Annotated in this window: 23 protein-coding genes; 18 read left to right on the top strand and 5 right to left on the bottom strand. The window is 45.0% G+C overall.

Annotation, left to right across the window (positions count from 1 at the left end; genetic code table 11):
* Positions 1-16: 16 nt before the first annotated feature.
* The 14 genes from AB4111_RS13745 (at position 17) to AB4111_RS13680 (ending at position 17423) form a co-directional block, all read left to right on the top strand.
* Positions 17-1669, top strand: a complete 1653-nt coding sequence (locus tag AB4111_RS13745; protein ID WP_442032058.1) for an AraC family transcriptional regulator — start codon at positions 17-19, stop codon at positions 1667-1669.
* Between the two features lie 119 nt (positions 1670-1788).
* Positions 1789-2778 carry an ABC transporter substrate-binding protein gene (locus tag AB4111_RS13740; protein ID WP_442032057.1) on the top strand — a complete coding sequence of 330 codons (990 nt, stop codon included), beginning with the start codon at positions 1789-1791 and terminating at the stop codon, positions 2776-2778.
* A 60-nt stretch (positions 2779-2838) separates the two neighbouring features.
* Positions 2839-3861 carry an NAD(P)/FAD-dependent oxidoreductase gene (locus AB4111_RS13735; RefSeq protein WP_442032056.1) on the top strand — a complete coding sequence of 341 codons (1023 nt, stop codon included), beginning with the start codon at positions 2839-2841 and terminating at the stop codon, positions 3859-3861.
* A gap of 254 nt (positions 3862-4115) precedes the next feature.
* Complete coding sequence (purT, locus tag AB4111_RS13730; protein WP_442032055.1) at positions 4116-5303, top strand: formate-dependent phosphoribosylglycinamide formyltransferase; 1188 nt, start codon at positions 4116-4118, stop codon at positions 5301-5303.
* Entirely contained in the window at positions 5293-5751 is a 459-nt protein-coding gene (locus tag AB4111_RS13725) for a GNAT family N-acetyltransferase (protein WP_253438357.1), read from the top strand. The genes purT and AB4111_RS13725 overlap by 11 nt, the downstream gene beginning before the upstream one ends.
* Positions 5752-6063: 312 nt before the next feature.
* Positions 6064-6882, top strand: a complete 819-nt coding sequence (locus AB4111_RS13720; RefSeq protein ID WP_442032054.1) for a CAP domain-containing protein — start codon at positions 6064-6066, stop codon at positions 6880-6882.
* Positions 6883-7175: 293 nt separating this feature from the next.
* The gene (locus tag AB4111_RS13715) at positions 7176-8045 is read left to right on the top strand and encodes a GDSL-type esterase/lipase family protein (RefSeq protein ID WP_442032767.1); all 870 of its coding nucleotides are present in this window, start codon (positions 7176-7178) and stop codon (positions 8043-8045) included.
* Positions 8046-9011, top strand: coding sequence for an ABC transporter ATP-binding protein (locus AB4111_RS13710; RefSeq protein WP_442032053.1), 966 nt, complete (start codon positions 8046-8048; stop codon positions 9009-9011).
* On the top strand, positions 9004-9993 hold the full coding sequence (locus tag AB4111_RS13705) for an ABC transporter permease (protein ID WP_253438348.1): 990 nt from the start codon (positions 9004-9006) through the stop codon (positions 9991-9993). Before AB4111_RS13710 ends, AB4111_RS13705 begins: the two co-directional genes overlap by 8 nt.
* 76 nt (positions 9994-10069) lie before the next feature.
* Positions 10070-12049 carry a DNA topoisomerase IV subunit B gene (gene parE, locus AB4111_RS13700; protein ID WP_253438346.1) on the top strand — a complete coding sequence of 660 codons (1980 nt, stop codon included), beginning with the start codon at positions 10070-10072 and terminating at the stop codon, positions 12047-12049.
* A 12-nt stretch (positions 12050-12061) separates the two neighbouring features.
* Positions 12062-14524 (top strand): DNA gyrase subunit A, encoded by a 2463-nt coding sequence (gene gyrA, locus AB4111_RS13695; RefSeq protein WP_253438344.1) that lies wholly within the window; start codon positions 12062-12064, stop codon positions 14522-14524.
* Positions 14525-14752: 228 nt separating this feature from the next.
* A complete protein-coding gene (locus AB4111_RS13690) occupies positions 14753-15193 on the top strand; it encodes a MarR family winged helix-turn-helix transcriptional regulator (protein WP_253438342.1) in 441 nt (146 codons plus the stop codon).
* A gap of 275 nt (positions 15194-15468) precedes the next feature.
* Positions 15469-15915, top strand: coding sequence for a MarR family winged helix-turn-helix transcriptional regulator (locus AB4111_RS13685; protein WP_253438339.1), 447 nt, complete (start codon positions 15469-15471; stop codon positions 15913-15915).
* On the top strand, positions 15912-17423 hold the full coding sequence (locus AB4111_RS13680) for a DHA2 family efflux MFS transporter permease subunit (protein WP_442032052.1): 1512 nt from the start codon (positions 15912-15914) through the stop codon (positions 17421-17423). Before AB4111_RS13685 ends, AB4111_RS13680 begins: the two co-directional genes overlap by 4 nt.
* Positions 17424-17529: 106 nt before the next feature.
* Here AB4111_RS13680 and AB4111_RS13675 read toward each other — a convergent pair whose 3' ends face one another.
* From AB4111_RS13675 to AB4111_RS13665, 3 genes are all read right to left on the bottom strand, one after another.
* Positions 17530-17874: an MGMT family protein gene (locus AB4111_RS13675; RefSeq protein ID WP_442032051.1), complete on the bottom strand. Its 345-nt coding sequence runs from the start codon at positions 17872-17874 to the stop codon at positions 17530-17532.
* Between the two features lie 117 nt (positions 17875-17991).
* A complete protein-coding gene (locus AB4111_RS13670) occupies positions 17992-18723 on the bottom strand; it encodes an RluA family pseudouridine synthase (RefSeq protein WP_442032050.1) in 732 nt (243 codons plus the stop codon).
* 2 nt (positions 18724-18725) lie between these two features.
* Positions 18726-19589 (bottom strand): class I SAM-dependent methyltransferase, encoded by an 864-nt coding sequence (locus tag AB4111_RS13665; protein WP_017687801.1) that lies wholly within the window; start codon positions 19587-19589, stop codon positions 18726-18728.
* A 292-nt stretch (positions 19590-19881) separates the two neighbouring features.
* Between AB4111_RS13665 and AB4111_RS13660 the strand changes: the two genes are divergently transcribed.
* The 3 genes from AB4111_RS13660 to AB4111_RS13650 are packed head-to-tail and all read left to right on the top strand — an operon-like array spanning position 19882 to position 21765.
* Complete coding sequence (locus AB4111_RS13660) at positions 19882-20334, top strand: flavodoxin (RefSeq protein ID WP_339235037.1); 453 nt, start codon at positions 19882-19884, stop codon at positions 20332-20334.
* Between the two features lie 5 nt (positions 20335-20339).
* A complete protein-coding gene (locus AB4111_RS13655; protein ID WP_442032049.1) occupies positions 20340-21146 on the top strand; it encodes a hypothetical protein in 807 nt (268 codons plus the stop codon).
* Between the two features lie 52 nt (positions 21147-21198).
* Positions 21199-21765 carry a nitroreductase family protein gene (locus tag AB4111_RS13650; RefSeq protein ID WP_442032048.1) on the top strand — a complete coding sequence of 189 codons (567 nt, stop codon included), beginning with the start codon at positions 21199-21201 and terminating at the stop codon, positions 21763-21765.
* Positions 21766-21782: 17 nt separating this feature from the next.
* Here the strand turns inward: AB4111_RS13650 and AB4111_RS13645 are convergent, their stop codons facing one another.
* Positions 21783-23240 carry a 4-hydroxyphenylacetate 3-hydroxylase family protein gene (locus AB4111_RS13645; protein WP_442032047.1) on the bottom strand — a complete coding sequence of 486 codons (1458 nt, stop codon included), beginning with the start codon at positions 23238-23240 and terminating at the stop codon, positions 21783-21785.
* Between the two features lie 202 nt (positions 23241-23442).
* The gene (locus tag AB4111_RS13640) at positions 23443-23595 is read right to left on the bottom strand and encodes a DUF1540 domain-containing protein (protein ID WP_074095586.1); all 153 of its coding nucleotides are present in this window, start codon (positions 23593-23595) and stop codon (positions 23443-23445) included.
* A 522-nt stretch (positions 23596-24117) separates the two neighbouring features.
* On the opposite strand from AB4111_RS13640, the gene AB4111_RS13635 reads away from it, so the two are divergent.
* Positions 24118-24930 (top strand): AAA family ATPase, encoded by an 813-nt coding sequence (locus AB4111_RS13635; protein ID WP_442032046.1) that lies wholly within the window; start codon positions 24118-24120, stop codon positions 24928-24930.
* The last annotated feature ends 21 nt before the right edge of the window (positions 24931-24951 follow it).

Here is a 24951-nt window from a genome sequence, read left to right as displayed (position 1 = left end):
GTCTGGAGGGAGATCAATGCAGATGGACAACAACGAAATAGACTCAAAGCATTTTGATCACCTGGATCATATGAATTTTAGGCTCATTCACGTGAATTATACGACTGATCCTGCGACGGAGTGGCTTCTGAGGAAACACTTCATTGAAACATACATGTTATTATTTGTAGCCAGTGGCCAAGGTTGGTTAAAAATAGATGGCAGTTTCATCGAATTAAAGGCAGGCGGACTGTACATAGGTTTCCCAGGGCAGCTGGTTGAGGCAAATGTGCATTCGTTGGATGAACGAGGTGTGTATCACATGAGTTTTGAAGTCACGTACGCACCGGAGCAGGATGCTGGAACAGCCCTGGATATGATGAAGCAACTTTTACGTAATGAAGTGAATGGAGAGGTCAGCTCAACTTCGCCCGTTGCTGTTGGCGTGATCTGTCAGATGATTTACCACCACACAATGAAGAAGGATGGTTTGCAAAGGTACTATGGTCAGATTCGTTTTCAGGAACTGTTGTATACCATGTTTTACGACGTGGCCTATGCCGAAAAGACGGATCTGGCTTCACCAATTGAACATGTTAAAGCCTACATGGAGCAGAATTATTCGAAAAGATTAACTATTGAGCAATTAGCAAATGTGGCACGAATGAGCGCTCGACACTTCATGCGTTTATTCAAGAAAAGGTATGGCTACAGTCCAGTCGACTATTTAACGCTATATCGAATTAAACAAGCCCAGATCTTAATGAGAAATGATCACAGTTATCGACTCAAGGATGTGGCATCGTACGTGGGGTATCAGGATGAGACGTATTTCCGGCGTAAATTCAAGCAAATCTCCGGCGTTCCACCGGCAGCGTTTATACGTAATAGCAAACAAAAAATTGCTGCGGTTCATTCTTGGAGCATTGGTATACTGCTTGCATTGCAGATCATTCCATGTGCCGCGCCGGCAAGTCATCCATGGACATATTATTATAGACGTAAATATGAAACGGACAAAGTTATGCCACTCGCTGAGAGTGAGACCACCTGGCTGGAACAGCTTCAATTAGTTAAGCCTGATTATATAATTACGATTGGGACGGAGTCTGAGGTTTTGCAAAGTCAGCTTCAATCCATTGCTCCTGTGTGTGACCTTCCGTGGGAAAAAGGGGATTGGAGAGAGCATTTGAGATATGTTGCAAGCTTTTTGGACAGGTCTGATATTGCAGAGGTATGGCTTCAAAGATATGAAGAGAAAGCAACGGTCATAAAGAATCAGCTTGCGGATTTCATACGAAAAGACAAGCTAGTTGTACTCAAATTTTATGGCGAAGAGTTGCAATTGTTAGGCCCAAGGAGCATTGCTTCCGTTTTTTACGTTGATATGCAAATGGAAGGTCCCGAAGGAATTGAAACTTATTGGGAACAGGGAACAGTGAGCATTAAGGAGTTGTCTGTTCTTAACGTTGAAAGAATATTACTGATTGCGGGTGATGATGAGGCATCCAGGCATACATGGTCTGTTGTGCGTAAGTCTGAAGAATGGCTTGAGCTGTTAGCGGTACAGAATGGCAGAATAGATGTCCTTTTGTCGAGCGTCCTGCTGGACTACACGGCGTTTACCCATGAGCTTATGTTGGATGAAATTTTAAAGCTATGGCAAGATCGTCCACAGCAAAAAGTCTGAATAGTCAATATCATGCCTGTACATATTTGATTATACTACTCCTATATCTTAGTGATAATGATAATTATTATTGATTAGGCATTGTCATATATTAATGACCAATAGGGGGTACATACAGAATGAGATTCAGATGGTTAACCGTAATATGTACAATGATGTTGATGCTCGTTATTTCGGCTTGTGGGGCAGCAGGTAAAGAAGCGTCCACGAGTGAAAGACAAGAAGCGGGTACCGTCAATTCTTCAACGACAGAAGCAAGTCAGGTGAAGAAAGTGAACACGGAAATGGGAGAAATTGAAATCCCGGTAAACCCACAAAAAATAGTGGGTCTGTCCGTTGTATATCCAGAGTTTTTATATTCACTTGGGATCGTACCCATTGCTGTACAGAACTACCATGAGGATTTTCCTTCTTACTTGCAAGAGCCATTCGCAAACACGATGAAAATGGGAATAGGAAGAACGCCTAACTTTGAAGCCCTCATGGAGGCAGCTCCGGATTTAATTATCGCTCCTGACTGGTGGTCTAAAAAGGACTATGATCAGCTTACTCTGATTGCCCCTACCGTACTTTTACCACAGCGTGATGATTGGCGTGATGAACTGCGGGATATTGCCAAAATTCTGGACAAAGAAGAGCAGGCAGAAAAGGTTATTCAGGATTTGGTCGCTAAGGAGAAGGTAGCTGCTGACAAATTGGATAAGCTGATTGGTGAAGAGACTGTTCTCTACATTAGAGTGATGGAAAAAGAAATCGTACTGCATGGAGAGAATCTTGACCGAGGAAACTTTGTCCACAAACGATTGGGAATGAATCCACTTCCTAACTTCCCGAAAGATCAAACGGCCATGTCCGTATCCTTGGAAGTACTGCCCGAATACGACGCAGATCATCTGATTGTTCAGCTGGATGATGAGACTAATCCGGAAATTAAAAAGAAATTTGAAGATATGTTATCGACATCGATATGGAAAAATCTGAAAGCTGTTAAGCAGGACCATGTTTACATGGTGGGCGGCAAGGAATGGTTCAATCTGGGAATGTCTCCGCTTGCCGACGAATATGTCATTGATGATATTGTGACTGCTTTTGAAGAAAAAAATAAATAAGGCAAACCGTATGTTACAAGAATCTCTAATTCATAACTAAATTAACAGGGTGTGTTCAAGATGAATGAAGAAGATATCTACGATGTAACCATCATTGGAGGCGGACCTGCAGGCATGTATGCGGCCTTTTATGCAGGGATGCGTGATATGAAAGTAAAGATCATTGAAGGTAAAGACCAGCTTGGTGGTTTTCTGCACACCTATTCGGAAAAAACAATTTGGGATGTAGGCGGCCTGCCGCCTATGAAATGTTCGAAGTTGATCGAGTGGCTTGTTCAGCAGGCCAATACGTTTAACCCAACGGTAGTATTGAATTGTAAAGTGGAAAGGTTCACTCGAATGGATAACGGGATATGGAGTATGTATACTACTGGAGGAGAGATACATTATACTCGTACGATTATTGTTGCAGTAGGTCGAGGTATCGCAGAAATTCAAAAATTGGAGCTTCACGAGACAATGGATTATGAATATGAGAATCTTCATTATACCGTTCAAAATCCAGCACATTTTTCAGGGAAGCGTGTGCTCATTTCAGGAGGAGGCAACAGTGCAGTAGACTGGGCAATTGAACTTGCTAAACTTGCACACAGTGTAGTCATAATCCACCGGAATAATGAGTTCCGTGCAATGGAACGAAATGTAAGCGAGATGAACAATATAACGGATGTGAGAACACCATATAGCATCACGCAGCTTCACAATAATGGTAAGCGAATCCATCAGGTTGTGATTACGCATATGGAAAGTCAGGACAAAGTCGTGTTGGAAGTGGATGAAGTCGTTGTTAGTCACGGATATAAAAGCAATTTAAGTGATCTGACCAGTTGTGGCATAGAAATGGACGATGGAATGGTTCTAATGAGCCACCATGCACAGACGAGTCTTCCAGGTGTTTTTGCAGCAGGGGATTGTGCGACCCACGAGAGCAAAGTCAGACTCATTGCCGGAGCCTTCAATGATGCGATTGTTGCAGTCAATAGTGCGAAACAATACATGACACCAGACGCACCCAAGATGGCCTACGTTTCCTCACATAATGAAATTTTCAGAGAAAAGAATCGACAAATCCCAAGATTTTAAATTTGGGATTTGTTTGTGTATTCCGATTCTCTGAAATATTAAAATCTTCCCTTTTAACTTTTCCTTAATTCTGGGAGGAATGGAAAGAGTATCGAATCTGTGAGCGGTAATTGTAAAATTTGATCGAAAAAACACAAAAAATCTTGTAAAATTCACAAGAAAAATAGGGAGCACTCTTGCAATCTTTAACCAAAACCCCGAAAATAGAGAGACAGATATATAGAAGATTTCTCTTTGGGAGGATTGGAAAGAACATGTGGGGTGCTCCTTTTACGGCTCAAGCCAAAAAAATGCTGCTATTAGGCAGTGGAGAATTGGGAAAAGAGGTCGTTATTGAGGCCCAACGACTGGGAGTAGAGACGATCGCTGTTGATCGTTATGAGAACGCACCTGCAATGCAGGTCGCGCACCGGTCTTACTGCATCGACATGCTGGATGCCGAAGCTTTGAAACAATTGATCCGTAAAGAAAAACCTCATTACATCGTACCTGAGATTGAAGCTATTGCAACAGAAGCTTTACTGGAGCTTGAGGAAGAGGGATTTTGTGTAGTACCTACTGCCCGAGCTGCACGTCTAACGATGGATCGCGAAGGCATCCGTCGTCTTGCAGCCGAACAATTGAAACTTCCTACAGCTGATTACCTTTTTGCGGACAACCTGGAACAACTTCAGGAAGCCGTACGTGAGCTTGGCACACCTTGTGTTATTAAACCATTGATGAGTTCTTCCGGCAAAGGGCAGAGTGTATGCCGTACACCGGGGGATGTGGAGGATTGCTGGAACATTGCTCTTTCGGGGGCTCGTGGCAAATCCGTTCGTGTCATCGTGGAGAGCTTTGTGCAATTTGACAGTGAGATTACATTACTTACCGTTAGGTCTGTATCAGGCACCGTATTCTGTCCTCCGATTGGCCACATTCAAAAAGATGGGGACTATGTCGAATCGTGGCAGCCTCATGCGATGACTCCTGAGCAATTGGAGCAGGCTTGTCATATTGCCAAATCCGTTACGGATGAACTTGGCGGCTATGGACTGTTTGGAGTGGAATTATTCCTAACATCGGATGGTGTTGTGTTCAGCGAGGTATCTCCTCGTCCGCACGACACAGGTATGGTTACAATGGTGACGCAAGACAGTTCCGAGTTTGCGCTGCATGTACGTGCAATTCTTGGTTTTCCGGTTACAGGTGTACATCTGTTGACACCGGGAGCTTCAGCGACGCTGAAGGCTAATGATGAAACATCTGACTTTACTGTAGGCGGGATTGAAGAAGCGTTGGCTCTTCCTCGTACTCAGATTCGTGTATTTGGCAAACCTGAGACCAAAGTAGGACGCCGAATGGCTGTAGCGCTAAGTGCTGGCCAAGATGTGGAAGAAGCTCGTAAAACAGCGGTGCAAGCCGCTAATATGCTGAAAGTGGAGGTAAATCATGTCCAATAATGTTGAGGCCCCTGTACTGATGATCCGAGAGTGTGAACTGCGAGATGCTGAAGCGGTAACGGGACTGATGCGAGAGGTCAGCTATCCGACAACAGCCAATGTCATGAAAGAACGCATTGAATGTTTGGAAACCAATCCTAACGCATGCATGCTTGTTGCCGAAGTGGATGAACAAATTATTGGTGTGATTGGCTTGCAATGTGTGCAAAGTCATGCCTATCCAGAACCTGCCGCACAAATTACTTCCCTGATTGTAGGTCAAGAACATCGTGGTGGTGGTATTGGCCGTCGTCTGATGGCTCGTGCCGAAGATTGGGGCAGACAGCAAGGTGGTAAACAACTGTTTGTCACAGGTGCGAACCGTGAAGTAACTTCAACAACGTACTCTTTTTATGAGCACATTGGTTTTCAGAAGAGAGGTTATCGGTTCAGTAAAGTTCTTCTATAGTATAAAATAAGTCTCTTCTATTGCATGGAAATTCTCATGATATCCGGATCTGCACGTTCTGATGTAGTGACTGATAAATAGATGGTGAAGCGGCATTCGACTAATATTTTTAGTCTGAATGTCTTTTTTTTATGCTTTTATAGGCAGGGATAGAGGCAGGGCACGCTCTTAGTATGATCTGAGACAATCTAGAAAATGACAAAAAAGTTACTTTTCCATATTTTATAGGTTCACAATCTCCTGTTGAATTGATATACTGCTAGAGTATTAATTACAAAGTTGTAATAACTAATCTTAAGGAGATGAATGAATTTGAAAAAGAAATGGATGAAAACTGTCGTAACGAGTAGTCTGACAGCCGTACTGGCCGTAGGTGTAATGCTTCCTGCTTCCGCGTCTGCTGCAGATTCAACATATAAGACTGTCACCACTTACAAAATTACTAGTACAGACAGCCTAAAAGCATATCTGGAGAAATGGCTCAAACAAAACGGATATACTGTATCCGAGGGGCAAATCGTAGAGAAGCCTGCTACGCAGCCTGATCAAACGACCAAACCTGCTGAGCCGACTACAAAGCCAACTCAGCCGACAACTAAGCCGACAACTAAGCCGACAACTAAGCCTGAGCAACCGACTAAACCAGCACAACCAACACAAGAAGAAAAACCGGCAACGACACCGGCTAAAGATTCTTCAAACACAGGTAACACAGGTAATACCGGTAACAATACAAGTAATAATGGTAGCGAGAGCACACAATCTGACTTTGCTACTCAAGTTGTAAAACTTGTGAACGCTGAGCGTGCGAAAGCAGGTCTGAACGCTCTGACTTCAGATGCTCTTCTGGACAAAGTAGCTGTAGCCAAAGTAAAAGATATGAGCAACAATAACTATTTTGATCACCAGTCACCTACGTATGGTTCTCCGTTTGATATGATGAAACAGTTCGGAGTAACTTACAGCTATGCAGGTGAGAACATTGCCAAAGGACAAAAAACACCTCAGGAAGTTGTAACAGCCTGGATGAATAGTGCAGGACACCGTGCCAATATCCTGAGCAAAAACTTTACCCATATCGGTGTAGGGTTCTACAACGGATACTGGGCTCAAGAGTTTATCGGTAAATAAGCAATTATAATGAAGAAAGTATGAACTTTCTTTTCCACAAGGTTATGCCAGCACAGTTGAAATCTGTGTATGGCATAACCTTTTTTCCGTTAAATGACATATAGAAAATGAATTCTGCGAATGTAGCGGCAAAATTTGCAAATTAACGACAGAACATTTATGTTATTTAGGAATAGCATCATCAGGGCGTGTCTGAAAACTCCGAAGGAAGCGGATTTTTAGACACGCCTTGATGTAAAGTCATTATAAATTATTAAGCACCCGGATTGGTGTACATGAGCGGAGATGTGATGATGAAAAAGAAAAAAAGCCTTGATTCAGCACCATGGATCTGGAGAACCGTCAGTACAGTATCCATCTTGGCAACCTTGTTGTTGTTATTTGGATTTGGATACGCTATAAAAGACGTGATTTTCCCCGAGGGAGATTCAGCGTTAACTACAGGCCAGGAGGCAACTGCTCCATCCAAGGATAAGGAAGGAGAACCCGCTGTAGTGGAAGATGGCAAGATTCGGATGGCCGTCATTGGCGATTCCCTGGCAAGAGGTACGGGGGATGATGAGGGACTCGGTTTTGTGAGACGTGCAGGGAACCTGCTTAAAGATAAAGGATATGACGTTCAGGTTCTTAACAATCTGGGTGTGAACGGTTTGAGAACGGATGCTTTATTGGAAAAACTCGATGAGCAAGGCGTACGTTATGTCCTACAGCAGTCCAATTTTATTTTGCTCTCGATCGGCGCGAATGATCTGTTCCAGGGAGGGCAAGTTCTACAGGGGGAAGATCCGCCAACAGCAGAGCAGCTGGCAGCAGCTTTACCGGAAACGTCCAAACGCCTTCAAGAGATATTGAAGAAAGTAAAAGAAATCAATCCCGATGCACAGATTGCGTACATAGGGTTGTACAATCCATTTGGTGATGTGAAGGAATTGGAGAAGCCAGGTAATGCAGTTGTTGCTGCTTGGAACGATGCTGCACTGGCTATTTTGAACAATGAGGATAAGATGACACTTGTCCCTACATTCGATTTATTTGAAAATCATCTGGGGGAGTATCTCTCGTCAGATCATTTTCATCCAAACGGACAAGGTTATGAGCAAATTGCAGTTCGGATTGCACAGGAATTCCAGACGGATACACCGGCAGAAGGGAGCGGAAATTAAATGGCAGAGCAGCAGTATGATTCCGTCCTGTCTGTACAGCATCTGAAGAAGCGGATCGGGCGCAAGTGGATCATTAAAGACGTTACATTTGACGTAAAACCTGGTGAGATCTTCGGATTTCTCGGTCCCAACGGTGCTGGGAAAACAACAACGATACGGATGCTGGTGGATCTGATCAAACCGACAGAAGGGAAAATTAAAGTCTGTGGTTATGATGTGAATCGGGACCCTGAGCGCGCTTTGAAGTATGTAGGCTCCATTGTTGAAAATCCCGAGGTATATACCTATCTGACCGGATGGGAGAACCTGGAACATTTTGCCCGCATGCAACCAGGAGTGGATAATGATCGTATCCAGGAAGTTGTGGATATTGTACGATTGGATCAGCGTATTCACGATAAAGTCAGAACATACTCACTTGGTATGCGTCAGCGGCTCGGTATTGCACAAGCGTTACTTGGGCGGCCTCGTCTGCTCATTCTGGATGAACCGACGAATGGCCTTGATCCAAAAGGAATTAAGGAACTTCGTGTCTTTATTAAACAACTTGCGAGTGAAGGGATGGCTGTATTTGTCAGCAGTCACTTGTTAAGTGAGATCCAGCTTCTCTGTGACAGAGTAGCGATTATCAGTGCGGGACGTGTGCTTGCCGTTGGAGGCGTAAGCGAACTGATTGAAGATCATTCCAAGTTGGCGATATGGCATGTTTCCCCACTGGAGCAAGGCAAAAAGATGTTACTGGATGCAGGGATTGCTCTGGTAAGTCGACCTGCAGATGTAATGGATGATACCATTGTTGCGGGTCTTGGTCCCAACGCTGTGGTTGCCGAGATGCATGAAGATCGAATTCCTGATATGGTACAACAGATGGTTCAAGCTGGTGTACAAGTTGAAGGGGTACAGCGGATTCAGCCTACGCTTGAACAACTATTCTTAAAAATGACAGAAGGTGAATCCATTGAGTAATATCATGCCGCTGATCCGGAATGAAACGATTAAGATGGTGAAGAAAAAACGGCTTTATATTATATTTATTGTACTTGCGATCCTGGTACCGATGTTTACGTATGCCCAGATGAAATCTGCGGAGAATAATCGCGACAAGTTTGGCGGCGATTGGCGGCTTGAATTGCAACAGGCCATCACAGACAATCAAAACTCGCTCGGTAGCGATCGTGTACCTGAAGAGTACAAGAAATATAGAACAGTGTATATCCAGCAGATGCAGTATTATCTCGAAAATGACATCAATCCCAAAGAACCGGGAGGTGTTACCTTTACACGGGAGTTCATGAACAATGCAGTTGGATTGTTTATTCCACTGTTAATCATGGCCATTGCTTCAGATCTTGTTTCAGGTGAACGTACGACAGGTACGATTAAAATGCTTTTAACGCGTCCGGTTAGACGCTGGAAAGTGCTTCTGAGCAAATTAATTACGCTGATTATGTTTGTTTCAATCATCGTGGTATCAGCCTACATTATATGTTATGTCATATCGGGTGCGGTCTTTGGCTACAAAGGCTTCAACATGCCAATCTTCACAGGATTCAAAGTTGTGGGAACAGATGTCGATATGTCGGCAGTGCATGCTGTAGACCAGTGGTTGTATATGCTTATGCAGGCAGGACTGATCTGGTTTGTGAGCGTAATTGTGGCTATGCTTGCATTTATGGTATCCGTACTTGTGCGAAGTACAGCTGCAAGTATCGTTATCATGATGGCCGCTCTGATTGCAGGAACAATCTTGACCAGTATGGCTGCATCCTGGCAGACAGCCAAATATCTGTTCATGGTTAACCTCGAACTTCCTGATTATTTGTCAGGCGGATTACCGCCAATCGAGGGTATGAATTTAGGTTTTTCTCTTATTGTGCTTAGTGTTTGGGGCGTTGCTTCACTCATTGTGTCATTCCTTGTCTTTACGAAACGGGATATCTTGAATTAAAATGGACAAGGATAAGAAAACATCTGTTTGCATTTTAGGCATTTTTTTAGTTGCAAGTTAAGAAGGGGGAGCATGAATGGTCGAGCAAATCGATATGTCGGCAGGTTCGACAGGCGGAGGACAGGGGTCTTCAGGCTACGACGCGGACGACATTCAAGTACTTGAAGGGTTGGTAGCGGTACGGAAACGGCCGGGGATGTACATCGGCAGCACCAGCACTTCGGGTTTACATCATTTGGTATGGGAAATTGTCGACAACGCTGTCGACGAACATCTCGCCAAATTCTGCTCCAAAATCGATATCACGCTGCATAAGGACGGTTCTATTACGGTTCAGGATAACGGAAGGGGAATTCCGACAGGTATACATAAAACAGGGATTCCTACTCCCCAGGTCGTGTTTACGATTTTGCACGCAGGCGGAAAGTTCGGTGGATCAGGATACAAAAAATCAGGCGGTTTGCACGGTGTAGGTGCGTCAGTTACAAACGCATTGTCCGAGTGGCTTGAAGTCGAGATTTTCCGTGATGGCAAGATTCATCGTCAGCGATTCGAGTATTGGAAGGACAAAAAAGGGATTGAACATGTCGGTGAACCGGTCTCCGGTCTCGAAGTGTTGGGCAATACCAATCGGACAGGTACGAAAGTGACATTCAAACCGGATATTCGGGTGTTCCAGAATGGCATTCAATTTAATTATGATACATTGGCAGAACGCCTTCAGGAGATTGCTTTTCTGAATTCTGGTCTGAAAATTGTGCTCAAGGACGAACGTTCGGGCAATCAGGATGAATACATGTATGAAGGCGGAGCAAGCCAGTTTGTTGCTTTTCTTAACGAAAATAAAGATGTGTTGCATGATGTTATTCACTTCTATGCGGAGAAGGATGACATTGAAGTCGAAGTGGCAATCCAGTATAACGCGGGTTATACGGAGACACTGGCGTCGTTCGTGAACTCGATCCCTACTCGGGGTGGCGGTACTCATGAGACCGGATTCAGGGCTGCGTATACCCGTGTAATGAATGATTACGCACGGCGAACCAGCATGATTAAGGAAAAAGATAAAAACCTCGAAGGTAATGATCTGCGTGAAGGCATGATGGCCGTCATCAGTGTCAAAATGTCGGAGGTTGAGTTCGTAGGTCAGACGAAGGATCAGCTTGGGAGCGCAACCGCGCGGAGTGCTGTGGATTCGGTCGTGTCCGAGAATATTCAGCGGTTCCTGGAAGAAAACCCGCAGGTAGCGCAAACGTTAATTCGCAAAGCGGTGCAAGCCTCCAGAGCCAGAGAAGCAGCTCGCAAAGCACGTGATGATATGCGTACAGGCAAGAAACGCAGTGAAAGTTCCAACCTGAACGGCAAGTTGACGCCGGCGCAATCCAAGGATTTTACCCGAAATGAGTTGTTTATTGTCGAAGGTGATTCCGCAGGTGGTTCTGCCAAACAAGGACGTGACTCGAAGATTCAGGCTATTCTGCCCCTCAAGGGAAAACCGCTCAATCCGGAAAAATCAAAGCTGGCGGACATTCTCAAAAATGAAGAGTACCGCGCCATTACCGCAGCGATCGGAGCGGGCATAGGAACCGAATTTGCAGTTGAAGACAGCAATTATTCCAAAATTATCATTATGACCGATGCGGATACGGACGGCGCACATATTCAGGTGCTGTTATTGACCTTCTTTTATCGTTATATGAAGCCTTTAATTGATGCAGGCAAAGTATATATTGCTCAGCCGCCATTGTACAAACTTACTCGTAAGTCTGGTAAGCTCGCGAGTGTTCGATATGCATGGACGGATGAAGAACTGGCGAATTATATGAAGGAATTCGGTAATAATGTTGAGCTTCAACGTTATAAAGGTCTTGGTGAGATGAATCCGGATCAACTGTGGGAGACAACAATGAATCCGGAAACTCGTGCGATGCTGAAGGTACAGATTGTTGATGCAGCAAAAGCAGAACGTCGTGTATCTACGCTCATGGGTGATAAGGTTGATCCGCGGAAACGCTGGATTGTAGAGAACGTCGACTTTACAGAGTACGAAGAATAGAAGGTGCTTGGAATGAGTCCATCAGAACAATTTATGCCGGCCTTTCTCGAAGAGGTCGTAGGGGACCGTTTCGGTCGCTACTCCAAATATATTATTCAAGATCGAGCCATTCCGGACGTCCGGGATGGATTGAAGCCAGTACAACGGCGTATTCTGTACGCCATGTACGATTCAGGTAATACGCCTGACAAGACTTACCGCAAGTCTGCCAAAACCGTTGGGGACGTAATGGGTAATTATCATCCACATGGTGACTCCTCCATCTATGAGGGTATGGTGCGGATGGCTCAGCCATGGAAAATGGGCCATATGCTCGTGGACGGTCATGGTAACTGGGGATCACAGGATGATGACCCGGCAGCGGCGATGCGGTATACGGAGGCCCGTTTGTCGCCCATCGCGATGGAGATGCTTCGCGATATCGAGAAACGGACGGTTCTGTTTAAGGATAATTTTGATAATACAGCCAAAGAACCGGTTGTATTGCCATCCCGTTATCCGAACTTGCTGGTTAATGGTGTCAGCGGTATCTCCTCAGGGTTTGCAACGGAGATTCCTCCACACAATTTGCGTGAGGTCATTGATGCTTCCATCGCTGTGATGGAGAAGCCGTCAATTGAGCTGGACGAGATCATGATGTTCATGAAGGGCCCTGACTTTCCAACCGGCGGATTGATTATGGGCGGTGACGGCATTCTGGATGCTTATCGCACAGGTAAAGGACGGATCTATATCCGATCCAAAACCGAAATTGAAAATATGCGCGGTGGCAAACAGCAAATCGTCATTACCGAAATTCCTTATCAAGTCGTGAAGTCGCGTCTGGTTACGGCGATGGAGAACATTAGACTTGAGAAAAAGGTAGAAGGTATTGCCGAAGTGCGTGATGAGAGCGGACGTGAAGGGCTACGGATCGTAGTTGAGCTGAAAAAAGAAGCTGACGCACAAGGTATTTTGGCTTATTTGCTGAAGAAAACCGACCTTCAGGTCACTTACAACTTCAATATGGTTGCAATTGTGAATAAAGCACCACAGCAAATGGGATTGAAATCAATTCTAGAGGCTTACATTGCCCATCAGCGGGAAGTTGTTACATTCCGTACCCGGTTTGAGCTGGAGAAAGCGGAAGACCGTGCACATGTGCTGGAGGGCTTGGTTAAAGCTCTTAACATCCTTGACGAGGTCATTGCAGCGATCAAAGCGTCCAAGAATCGGCAGGATGCTCAAAATAACCTGATGTGGATGTTTGGATTCACGGAACGTCAAGCGGATTCCATCCTTACTTTGCAATTGTACCGTCTGACTAATCTGGAGATTAATTCTCTGGAGAAGGAACTCGGTGAACTGATGAAAAAGATTGCGCAATTACGATCCATTCTGGATAGTGACCGCAAGCTCATCGGAGTCATCCGCAAGGAATTGATGGAGATTCGTGAGAAATACGGCATAGACCGTCGTTCTGCGATCCAGGGTGAAGTGGAAGAACTCAAGGTTAATCTCGAGGTACTTGTGAATGCGGAAGATGTATTTGTTACGTTATCCAAAGAAGGATACGTGAAACGTACAGGCATGCAGTCCTTTACACGTTCTGGTGGTGAACGGAGCGGAAGTGGTGTAAAAGACGGCGATTATATCGCTCAGGTTCTGGAAGTAAATACGCTTGAGAATCTGCTTGTCTTTACGAGGAAAGGTCAGTATTTCCTGTTACCTGTTCATCAGGTACCTGAGTTCAAGTGGAAAGACCCAGGCACAGCCATTGTGAACGTTATTCCTCTTGCGAAAGACGACCGTATAGCAAGTGTGCTTGCTGTGAAATCCTTTGAAGAGCCGAATCACAGTCTGGTCTTCGTCACACGAAGAGGACAGGTGAAACGGACGGAACTGAAGGATTACGTTACCAAACGTTCCGGAGCAGTTGCAGCTTGTAAAGTGGGCAAGGACGATGAAGTGTTATCTGTACATCTGAGTACGGGTGACCAAGATATAATGTTGATTACAAAAGAAGCCATGGCGATTCGTTTCCGTGAGGATGAGGTCAATCCAATGGGACGTGTATCCGGTGGTGTTCGTGGTATTCAGTTGAGAGATACAGATGAAGTTGTATCCGCCCTATGGGTTGCAGGAGATGAAGGTGAAGTTGCCGTGTTGTCCGATTTGGGATATGGTAAACGTTCATTACTCCTGGATTATGCTGTGCAGAGTCGTGGAGGCAAGGGGCTTGCCACATTCGAGTTCAAGGAAGGCAAACGCGTGAAACCAAATGGCAGTCGTATTGTCGGCGCTTTTTATTGCAAAGAACAACGTAACATCACTGTCATGACCAAGGAAGGCCACGTGCATCCGATCTCTTCGGAAGGTGTTCCGATTACTGAACGCAAACATATTGGCAAACTGCTTGTTCCTGTGGACAAACAGGACGAGATCGTTGAACTTCTGAGGGACTTCAATGAGAATCAACCAGCATCAACTTCATAAAAACAAGCAAACAAGACTTTTCGCAGCGCAGCTAATCCTGTCATGCGAAGAGTCTTTTTTTGTTGTTCGAAGGCGGATTAGAAGAGCACATCCATGCGAAGTTTAACAACCTTCGTCGATTACGGTCGATCGCTAGGAAAATGAAAAAAGGCAGCAGGAATGCGGCTTTGGAGGGCGAAAACTTAAGCAGGTGAAGTGATAACCGGTTGCAGAGAGGAGCGATGCAAGATGTATAATTCCGATTTTGCCAAGTGCTGGTCCAGACTAACCAAAGATTATAAACTGCATATGGATCAAGAGCTGGCACCCTCATTGACGGAGGCTCAGTTAGCTGTTCTGGAGGTGCTTGAGGATCATCAGAAGATGAAACCTTCGGATCTGATTCCTTATCTGGCGACTACGCCAGCTGCCGTAACCATGCTGCTCGATCGGATGGAAAAGAATGATCTGATTCGCAGGAATCGGGATAATCAGGATCGACGCATTGTCTGGGTTTCTCTTTCCGATAAAGGAAGAATGGAAACAGAGCGGGGGATTACCATCCGCAATGAATTCATGAACTCTGTTCTCAGTAACATATCGATGCACAATCAACAATTGCTGGTATATCTGTTAGGCAAAATGACAACACCCAAAACCAAAGAGCCTGCATTATCTACTTCGGTATAATACAATGCTGATTCTTCTGAATAACCATAGGAGTACCTGCTCGTTTCGTGCAGGAGCCCTATGGTTATTTTATTTACAAATTACATATGATACACATTGTGTCCAGGTTAGTTGATGAAAGGCAAGGAAATAACACAGTTAGTATGTCCTAATATTATTTTTGTGATTTCATATGTAAAGAGTTGACTATGTAAATATTTTTGTTATAATAAATAATTGTTCCCCTGATATTTCGTGTACGAAATATTATATTCCATAAGTAAAAGGGTGAATCAATGACTGATACGTATGAAGTATTCTATATTATCAATTCGTTCCGCCAAGTGAATCAAATGCTCTTTCGAGCATTCTGGAATGAAAACAAGGAGATCGAGTTGACTTCGATTCAGTTTATGGTGTTATCCATCCTGAGAGAGCGTCCTTCCATCGGCATCAACGAAGTGGCTGAGCTATGCCATATGGGCAGCAGTTCCATGAGTGCTGTTGTGGAGCGGCTCGTAAAGGGCGAGTATATCGTTCGGACACGTTCAGATGCTGACCGCCGATCCGTTAAGCTTCAGATTACGGATAAAGGGGAAAAGGTCCAACGGGAAACGCACCATTTGTGGATGGAAAGAGTGTCGCCCATTCTGGATATATCGAAGGAAGATCTTGAGCACCTACTTAGAATTCATAGTCAAATGATTGAAAAGTTACAAGGAAGAGAGATGAACAACATATGAGCACGACTACTGCTGCAGCACCATCCTCCGCGATGGACAACATCAAGAAAGGCCCGATTGTAGCGGCATTGTTAATTGGTGCCTTCGTGGCATTCCTGAACCAAACCCTGATGAACGTAGCTCTTCCTAAAATCATGGAAGACCTCGCGATCAATGCAAACAAAGCCCAATGGTTAACCACGGGTTACATGCTCGTCAACGGTGTACTGATTCCGGTTACGGCATATCTGATTGCGAAATTTTCAACTCGTCAAATTTTCATTACAGCCATGACTCTCTTTACCATAGGGACGTTAGTCTGTGGTCTTAGTCCAACCTTTACCATTCTAATGGTAGGTCGTGTCATTCAGGCTGCGGGTGCAGGTATCCTGATGCCTCTGATGACCGTTGTATTCCTGACCATCTTCCCAATTGAGAAACGCGGTCAAGCCATGGGAACCATGGGGATCGCGATGATTCTGGCTCCTGCGATTGGGCCTACACTTTCAGGTTATGTAGTTGAGCATTATTCCTGGAGATTGTTGTTCTACATCATCTTGCCATTCTCTATTATTGCAACGGCAATTGGTATTGCTTTTGTCAAAAACGTAACACGTCAATCCAGACCTAAACTGGATTATCCAGGTGTTATTTTATCTACACTTGGTTTTGGTAGTTTGCTTTACGGATTTAGTGATGCGGGTACCGATGGATGGGGCAGTGCAATTGTCATTGGATGCCTCGTCGTAGGTGCGATATCCCTGATTCTTTTCGTTATTCGTCAACTGACAACAGATCATCCGCTCCTTGAGTTCCGTATTTTCAAGTACAATATGTATTCATTAACGACAATTATTAATATGCTTGTGACGATGGCGATGTTTGCAGGTATGATCCTGCTTCCTATTTTCCTGCAAAACATTCGTGGTTTCTCGCCGATTGAATCAGGACTTCTGATGATGCCGGGTGCGATATTGATGGGGATCATGTCTCCGATCACGGGTCGCATATTTGATAAGGTAGGCGCTCGCTGGCTTTCAGTTGCAGGTCTTGCCATTACGGCGATCACAACGTTTGGACTGAGTCGCCTGGCCATCGATACGACTTACGGCTACATGATGTTTATCTACACGGCTCGTATGTTCGGTATGTCGATGCTGATGATGCCGATCCAGACAGCAGGTCTGAATCAACTGCCTCAACGTCTGAACGCGCATGGTACAGCGATGTCCAACACATTGCGTACTGTTGCAGGAGCGATCGGTACAGCCATTCTCGTTACCATCATGAGCAGCAAGCTCAAAACACATCTGGCGGATGCAGTGGCTGCGGGTCAGGTTGATCCTACTGATAAGACAGCGATGATAGCTGCTACAGCAGATGCAACGATTTATGGTGTTAACTATGCCTTCATCGTGGCTACCGGAATGACCGTGGTTGCTTTAATTATGGCGTTCTTTATTCGTAAAACGAAACCGGCTGTTGAACCTGTTGCTGTAGAACAGGAAAAAGCGACGGCTACAGCATAACGAATACCAGATAAAAATCAAAAAAGAGAACTCTAGCAGTTGAAGAGGGGTACCCCTAACTGCCTGAGTTCTCTTTTTTGGTGTGTGAAATAGGGGGAGAGTAATCTTATTCGGGCTGGATCGTTGGATCGATGAGAAATACAGGTTCGGGCTCATGTCCGAACAGGTTGAGATTAATGGTTCCGTTCAGCTGAAACTCCACACCTTCGCTAATCAGTTCTGTTTCCTGCATCATACGCGAGTGTTCATCCGGGATGGAGATTTCGCCTTTTGCGTTGACGACGCGGTGCCAGGGCAGACGTTCCTTGCGGCTCATAGAGTGCAGGATTCGTACGACTTGTCTCGCGGCTCTCGGACTACCAGCATGGGCTGCAATCTGACCGTACGTCATCACTTTACCTTCGGGAATCGCCGCGATGATCGCAATGACTTGTTTGGTAAACGGGGTCATCAAAATGTCTCCTCTCTGTATCTTAGGCATATAGCTGAAAATATGAAAAAACGTGTCGTTCAGATACAGAATCTGAACGACACGTGATATGGACAGATCTAACCTGATCCTGTGCACTTATAGAGGTTGTTCAAAAGCTTTTTGGTACACCGCAGCAGGCCATTCTGCCCAGGGAAATTCTCTTGCAGGCAAAGATTGTAGAATAACTTCTTCTTTGGTAACTGGATGGGGAAAGGCTGCAATCACAGACCATAGAGCAATTTGTTGCCCGGGTTTATTCACGCTTGCACCGTACTTCTGATCCCCGTACAGAGGGCAGCCGACTTCTTTCATTTGCACTCGAATCTGATGAGATCTGCCGGTGTGCAGTTCAATATGGACGAGGCTGTAACAATCTGTCTCCCCTATAACACAGTAATCCAGAACGGCATCCTTACCGCCAGCTGTACCCTTAGGTACAACCGTAACGGTATTTGTGCGTGCATCTTTCAGAAGCGTGTGTTTTAACGTTCCCTGCTGTGCAGGCAACTTGCCATGTACAACAGCCGCATATATTTTACGGAAATGACGTCCCCGCACTGTCTCGGACAATCTCGAAGCTGCTTTGGATGTCTTAGCAAAGATCATTGCCCCTCCAACAGGACGATCAAGTCGGTGTACTAACCCGAGATAGACATTGCCAGGTTTATTATATCGTTCTTTCAGATCTTGCTTCAGCAATGTGAGCAAATCCGGATCACCTGATGCATCTTCCTGGGTAGGTACATTGACCGGCTTCGTAATACCTAACAGATGGTTGTCTTCAAACAGAATCGGAATTGCATCGTGATCATGCCGATGTTCTGACATGATTAGGACTCCCAACGGCCCAGAATACCACAAGGCAGATCAAGACCACTGCGTGTGATCGGCAGACCAATTTCACCTGCGGTAATGTCACCACCGTACTGAGCAGACATCGTCATGGTCAACATGTTGCGCAGAACCGTGGAGGAAATGCCCGTGGTGTAGGAGTTAACCAGCATGAATAATGGATTATCCGACAAGATCGTCATACATGACTTCAAGAATGGATAAAGGTTCTCTTCCAGTTTCCATGTCTCGCCATTCGGACCGCGGCCATAAGAAGGAGGGTCCATGATAATGGCGTCATAACGATTTCCACGCCGTTGCTCCCGTTGTACGAATTTGAATACATCATCTGTAATAAAACGAACAGGGCGATCAGCCAGTCCGGATAATTGAACATTTTCCTTGGCCCATTGAACCATGCCTTTAGCTGCATCCACATGCACGACAGAAGCGCCTGCGTAAGCTGCGGCTACCGTTGCTCCGCCTGTATAGGCAAACAGGTTCAAGACAGAAATCGGGCGTCCTGCATTGGAGATTTTATCCATCATCCAGCTCCAGTTGGCGGCTTGTTCAGGGAACAGACCAGTGTGCTTGAAGCTGGTAGGTTTAATGTGGAATTTCAGGTTTTCGTATCCGATCGTCCAGCGCTCGGGAATGGGCTTTTTCATATCCCAGTTACCGCCACCAGAAGAGCTGCGATGATAGTGACCATGCACCTGACGCCATTCATTGGTTTCTTGCTCAAGGGGCCAAATAATCTGTGGATCGGGTCTGCGTAAAATCACATCTCCCCAACGCTCCAGTTTCTCGCCGCCTCCTGTATCGATTACTTCATAGTCCTTCCAATTCTTAGCTACGTACATAATGATTTATCCATCCTTCAAAAGTCATTTGGATACTATTGTACAACAAAAAAGGGCTTGTACGCCAGTTGGGGGGCGGGATCATTGGAGGAAGATATTATATCTGATCATAAAAGGGTGAAGGATGTTTAGCTGTGTTGAAATTCAATGTGCGCCATACACTGAAAAACAAAGATAACCAAAAATTTAATTTGACAATGATAATCATTATCACATATGATTTTGTTAATTCAAATTCATTCTTTCTTCGGAGAGAATATTAACATGATCCAACTAAAGTGAGGGAAAATAGATGGCTAAATTGTTAGTGGCTTATGCGAGCATGACGGGAAATACAGAAGAAATTGCAGAACTGATTGTGGAAGGAATTACACAGGGAGGCCATGAGGCAGATCTGAAATCCGTAACAGATTGTAATGCATCCGATGTATTGGACTATGACGGATTCATGATTGGCGTCTACACCTGGGGAGACGGGGAGTTGCCAGATGAATTCCTTGATTTTTATGAGGAGCTGGATGAGCTGGACTTGAGCGGTAAGAGAGCCGCGGTGTTCGGTAGTGGTGATACCTCGTATGAGCAGTTCTGCGGTGCAGTTGATCTCGCTGCTGCCAAGCTGCAAGAGCGTGGGGCGGAGGTATCTCCAGAGATGTTAAAAATAGAATACAGTCCGCTTGAGCAGGAGAAGGATTCGTGCCGTGACTTTGGCAAACGCTTTGCTGCTGCCGGATTACAGGTGTCCTAAAGATCATGTTAAGACATAATATTCAGGCGGCGATGCCGGTCGGAAGGAATGACCTTCCTGTACGCTTGCTTGAAGATTACAGATTGGAAGAAATGCTGCGCAGCCCACACCGGTTCATCCGCCCTGAACCAGTGACTGAGCAGCGTCCTCCACTGCAATGGAGGCACCGTGTACAATATGCGGTGAGCCATGCGGTCAATGCCTTTTATAGCCTCGACCCCGATGTTCGCAAAGAAGTACCTGTACAGTATTTACTTGAGAAGTGGTGGCCCAGAAAGACAGATGGTTTCGAATCTGTTCTCCATTACTGGGATGTGAAGAGCAAGATCACGGATGAATTGTCACTCGCCATTGCTATGAACGATGATCTGAAGCATCCAGCCATTCTGTTTGAACAGTGGAGAACGGAGTTACCTTCATTATCCATGCATTTGTCGATGATATTTCAGGCGGCTTGGCAACCAGAAGGGTGGGATTCGCTGCTTATTCAGAAATATATGGTTGTCCATGATCCGAACGTAGTTGAGGCGTTTCAGCATATGGTCAGTGCATTTTGCTGGGAAGCCTTCGGAAAATTACCGGGTATGATCGAGGTGTACTGCTTGTTGGAAGGACGCAAAATTAGGTACATCCCTGGACGCCAGTCTCTGATTCGTTCCATGGACTACATTCACTTGATACGTGATAGCATGCCGCAAGCAGAAGTGGTGGAGTCAGAACAGTTTACGACTCGTGATAAAGTACGCATACACGAAGAGGTAGATCGCTGGAGAACGGAAGCCGTTGAACCGAAGAAAACATGGTTGATGTGAAGACGGATGAAGGATAACGATATAACATGCAGATAGAGGAGGGGAAGTTGCCATGTCTACCGGTCTAAGTCAAGATATAAGCAGCAGCAAAAGACGTGCAGGAACTTGCGAATTCAGTCCGTTGCCGGTACCCCAGTCAGTTATACGAAAGTTGCTTGATGAAGCAGATCCTTCATTATATGTGATGAGTTCAGAACCGTGGAGGTTTATGTTATTTGCAGGCGAAGGGCGACAGCTATATCTGGAAGCGGTCAGACAGAGCTATCCACCTCATCTGGCTGATCGCTACGGCGATTGGGCTACATATCAATACACGGAAGCGATTCCTACCCATCTGGTTGTGGTAGCGCCTGTGAATGCCCGTGAGGATAATCTTCTGCCAGCCAAAGCCTGGAGCAAACGTTTTAGTATTCTGGCTGCGGAACAGGGCTTGAATGCTGTTTGGAAGATCAATGATTATCAACAACATCCAGTATTTATGAATTTGATGGGCTTGACAAGTGCAGAGAAGGTGTTAGGGGTATTCCATATCGGTTACGGAGACCAGCCTGGATTGCGGGATATGGATGCAAGCAGACCAGCCTCTGAACTGATGACGGTCTATGACCATCTGGTATAAAACGATTCTTTAGTTACTTATTTGCTGGTGTTGGATAGAAAATCACGAACGAGCTGACGATTCGTCTGATCTTTGTTATATACGGAGTATAATCGATTGGATACTGTAAGGACATTGCCAAAAAAGAATCGTTCGAATTGGGTCTGTCTGCCTCCGAATGATCCAGCACCAAGCTCCCAGATCAGGCGGAACAGAGCGTTGCGTTCATAAGAAGCCATATCGTTCCCTTTCAGATATATATTCAGTGAAGGAGCAATATCGGATTGAAACTCTTCTTCCTGAGGGATCATAATTATCCCGCTCGAACCCAAAAGTTGCAGAGTTTCAATCATCTCAGGATAAAGTTTCGGAAAAAGGAGATTGGCTGCCATCAATGGTTTGGGTGCAGGTAATACAAATCCTCTTCCGTCTGGTATGGCACCTGCCTCTGCGGCCAAAGCCAATGCTTTTAACGATTCAAGACCTGCGAACAGACGTGCAGTTTTCTCAATAACATGTGCTTCTGTATTCAGATCGAGAGTATCCGTGAGAAGCTGGATTGTACCGAGAACAAATTCCGTCTTGGCAATATAACGACACAATACCTGATGACCTGCGTGAATATGAAAGTTGCTACCACTGAAGAGACGCGAGGACATTTCCTCACTTCCTGCAAAAAATATTCGTTCATGCGGAACAAGCACCCGGTCAAAGATGACGATATTGTCCATTTCTTCATATCTGGAACTCAGAGGATAGTTGGTGTGAGATTCGGCTGCGTAGGTATCCCTGCATACCAGACTGATTCCTGGGAGATCATTGGGGACAGCAAAAGAGAATGCAAATGGATTTTCGTCATCAAATGGGGCGGGAGAAGGGGACGGGTAGACAAAAATCTCATCCGAAGTGGCAGCTTGTGTAGCCATCATGAATGCTCCGCTAATAATGAGACCTTCCTCGGTACGATCTACGACCTTTGCGGCAATAGCATCCTCAGTGGCATCCAATTGTCCTGAAATTTTGCTGGCGTATGGCTGAATGAAGGCATGGGATAGCGTAATATCATGATCACGGCAGTAGGCATAATAATTCTTGAGATTTTCTGCATATTGGGGAGATAATTCGTTCAGAAGATCGGCACCTGTGTAAAAGGACATTATGGCTGTATTCATGTAATCGGGTGAGCGACCAAGAAAGCCATGATGGACATTTGCCCAGATATTCATCCCTTCCCGTCGTTTGCGGAGGTCGTCCGCACTGGTTGGAGGCAGGAAGGATATGCCTACTGGTTTTCCATCGGCCGGAGAGGCATACGTCATCGTTTCCACATATCTAGGATCAGATTGCAGATCATACATGTACATCTGAGTCTCCATTAAACCAGCAAATGCTACATGTTCAGAGCGTTTTCCAGTAATAAGATTACCTTTGTACCAGCAAGGGACGGACTGTGCATCAATTCGTTCACGATACTGTGTGCCACTTTTAACAGGCATTGTTATTCACCTCTTGGTTCTAATCGTTCATGGGCAGACTGACTTCTTACATAGTGTACGTAGGTGATCTGTCCAATGTGCATTTAAGAGGTGAGAAGGATTTTTACAGATTAGGGCTTGATAATAATTATCATTCTTGTTACAATAGATAAAGAAAAAAGGAACCGGTAAGGGCTCCTTTAAGTGGATCACATGAAATTACTTATTTTACTTCAAAAGTCTTACAGTCTGTTTCAGCAGACTGACTTGCTTCTTTGGAACTGTGGCTCACGATGTAGATTGAAGAAGCGTTACATTTGTTCTCTTGAGCCCAGTGACGACAGGAATTAACTTCACACAATACGTCTTTTGCCATGATTGTTAACCTCACTTTAATTGGATTACATTCGTTGGTATAAAGAATCCAGATGTAGCAAGTTGCCGCTTGCGAATCTGGAAAATTATTACTCTCGTGAAAATTGGAGGGCTTTTTTGCGTTATACACAACGATGCACATTTAGAATAGCAAATTTTATTGAAGCTTGCAACCAATGACTTCCTTCTGTGGCAGAATAGTGGACGTGCTCTAGTTATATTTGCAAAAAGGCATTAGTATGTTATTATTTAATAGTAATAATTACGATTAATAGTCTGGATGATTCTATATAAATTGAACTAAGCATTTACACGAAAACGGAGAGGACAGAAAGAACCTGAAGAAGCGGAGCGTTCGCCTTTATCCCCGGATTTCCCCTCTAGGGAAATAATCAAAAAATCTGGGGATAACAGCAATCGGAAGGTTGTTCTGTCATCGAAGTGGTCAGTGTAAATATTTATTAGTTCAACTTATATAACTTGAATCACGGACTGAAACTATAAATGAAGGAGCATTTGTTACATGAGCAAAATAAACCATATGAACCGGATTCCACGAGCAAAAGGGATCGATATGGCTGCTTTTTACACACCAATAGAGTGTAGGCGCAAAGCCCAGCATATTGTATTTTCCGCTGAAAATGAGCGTATCATTAATGAATTCATCACCATTCTGGGCATGAAAGAGAAGTTCAGGGAGCATGACGTGTCCATCCCCAATAAAATGGTCATGTTCGGGCCTCCCGGTACAGGTAAAACATTAACGGCATCACATCTGGCAGAGCAGCTTGATTTGCCACTGGTACTCGTGAGATTGGATGCAATCATTCATAGCCATCTTGGGGAGACGGGCAGTAATGTTCGCAAGTTATTCGAATATGCGCGATTGAATCCCTGCGTGTTATTTCTGGATGAATTTGATGCCATAGGTCGGACACGTGAGAGTAATGATGAAGTGAAAGAGATGGCTCGTGTCGTCAATACGTTGTTGCAGTGTCTGGACGAATTCGATGGAGACAGTATTCTGGTGGCTGCAACGAACCTGGACACCCAACTGGATCATGCCATATGGCGGCGTTTTGATACGAAGATGACCTATGGAATGCCTGATGATTCAAGTCGCAGATTGTATATCAGCAAGTTGTTGGGGGCATTTGAACAGGAGACCGGGCTGGAAGATTACATATGTGAACGCATGGCAGGGTGCAGTTATGCGGATATAGAGCAGATCGTTTTGAAAGCAAAACGGAAAGCGATCATTGCCAGCAGTACACTTCATAAGCAACTGATCTCGGATGCTTACGATGAATATAGGCCACGTGTATTAGAGTGTTGACTGAAAAAACGCTGAAATAGC

This window comes from Paenibacillus sp. 2KB_22 (genome assembly GCF_052115745.1).
Taxonomy (GTDB): Bacteria; Bacillota; Bacilli; order Paenibacillales; family Paenibacillaceae; genus Paenibacillus.
The sequence above is the reverse complement of the archived record's forward strand: the minus strand, read 5'-3'. Positions and strand labels throughout refer to the sequence as shown.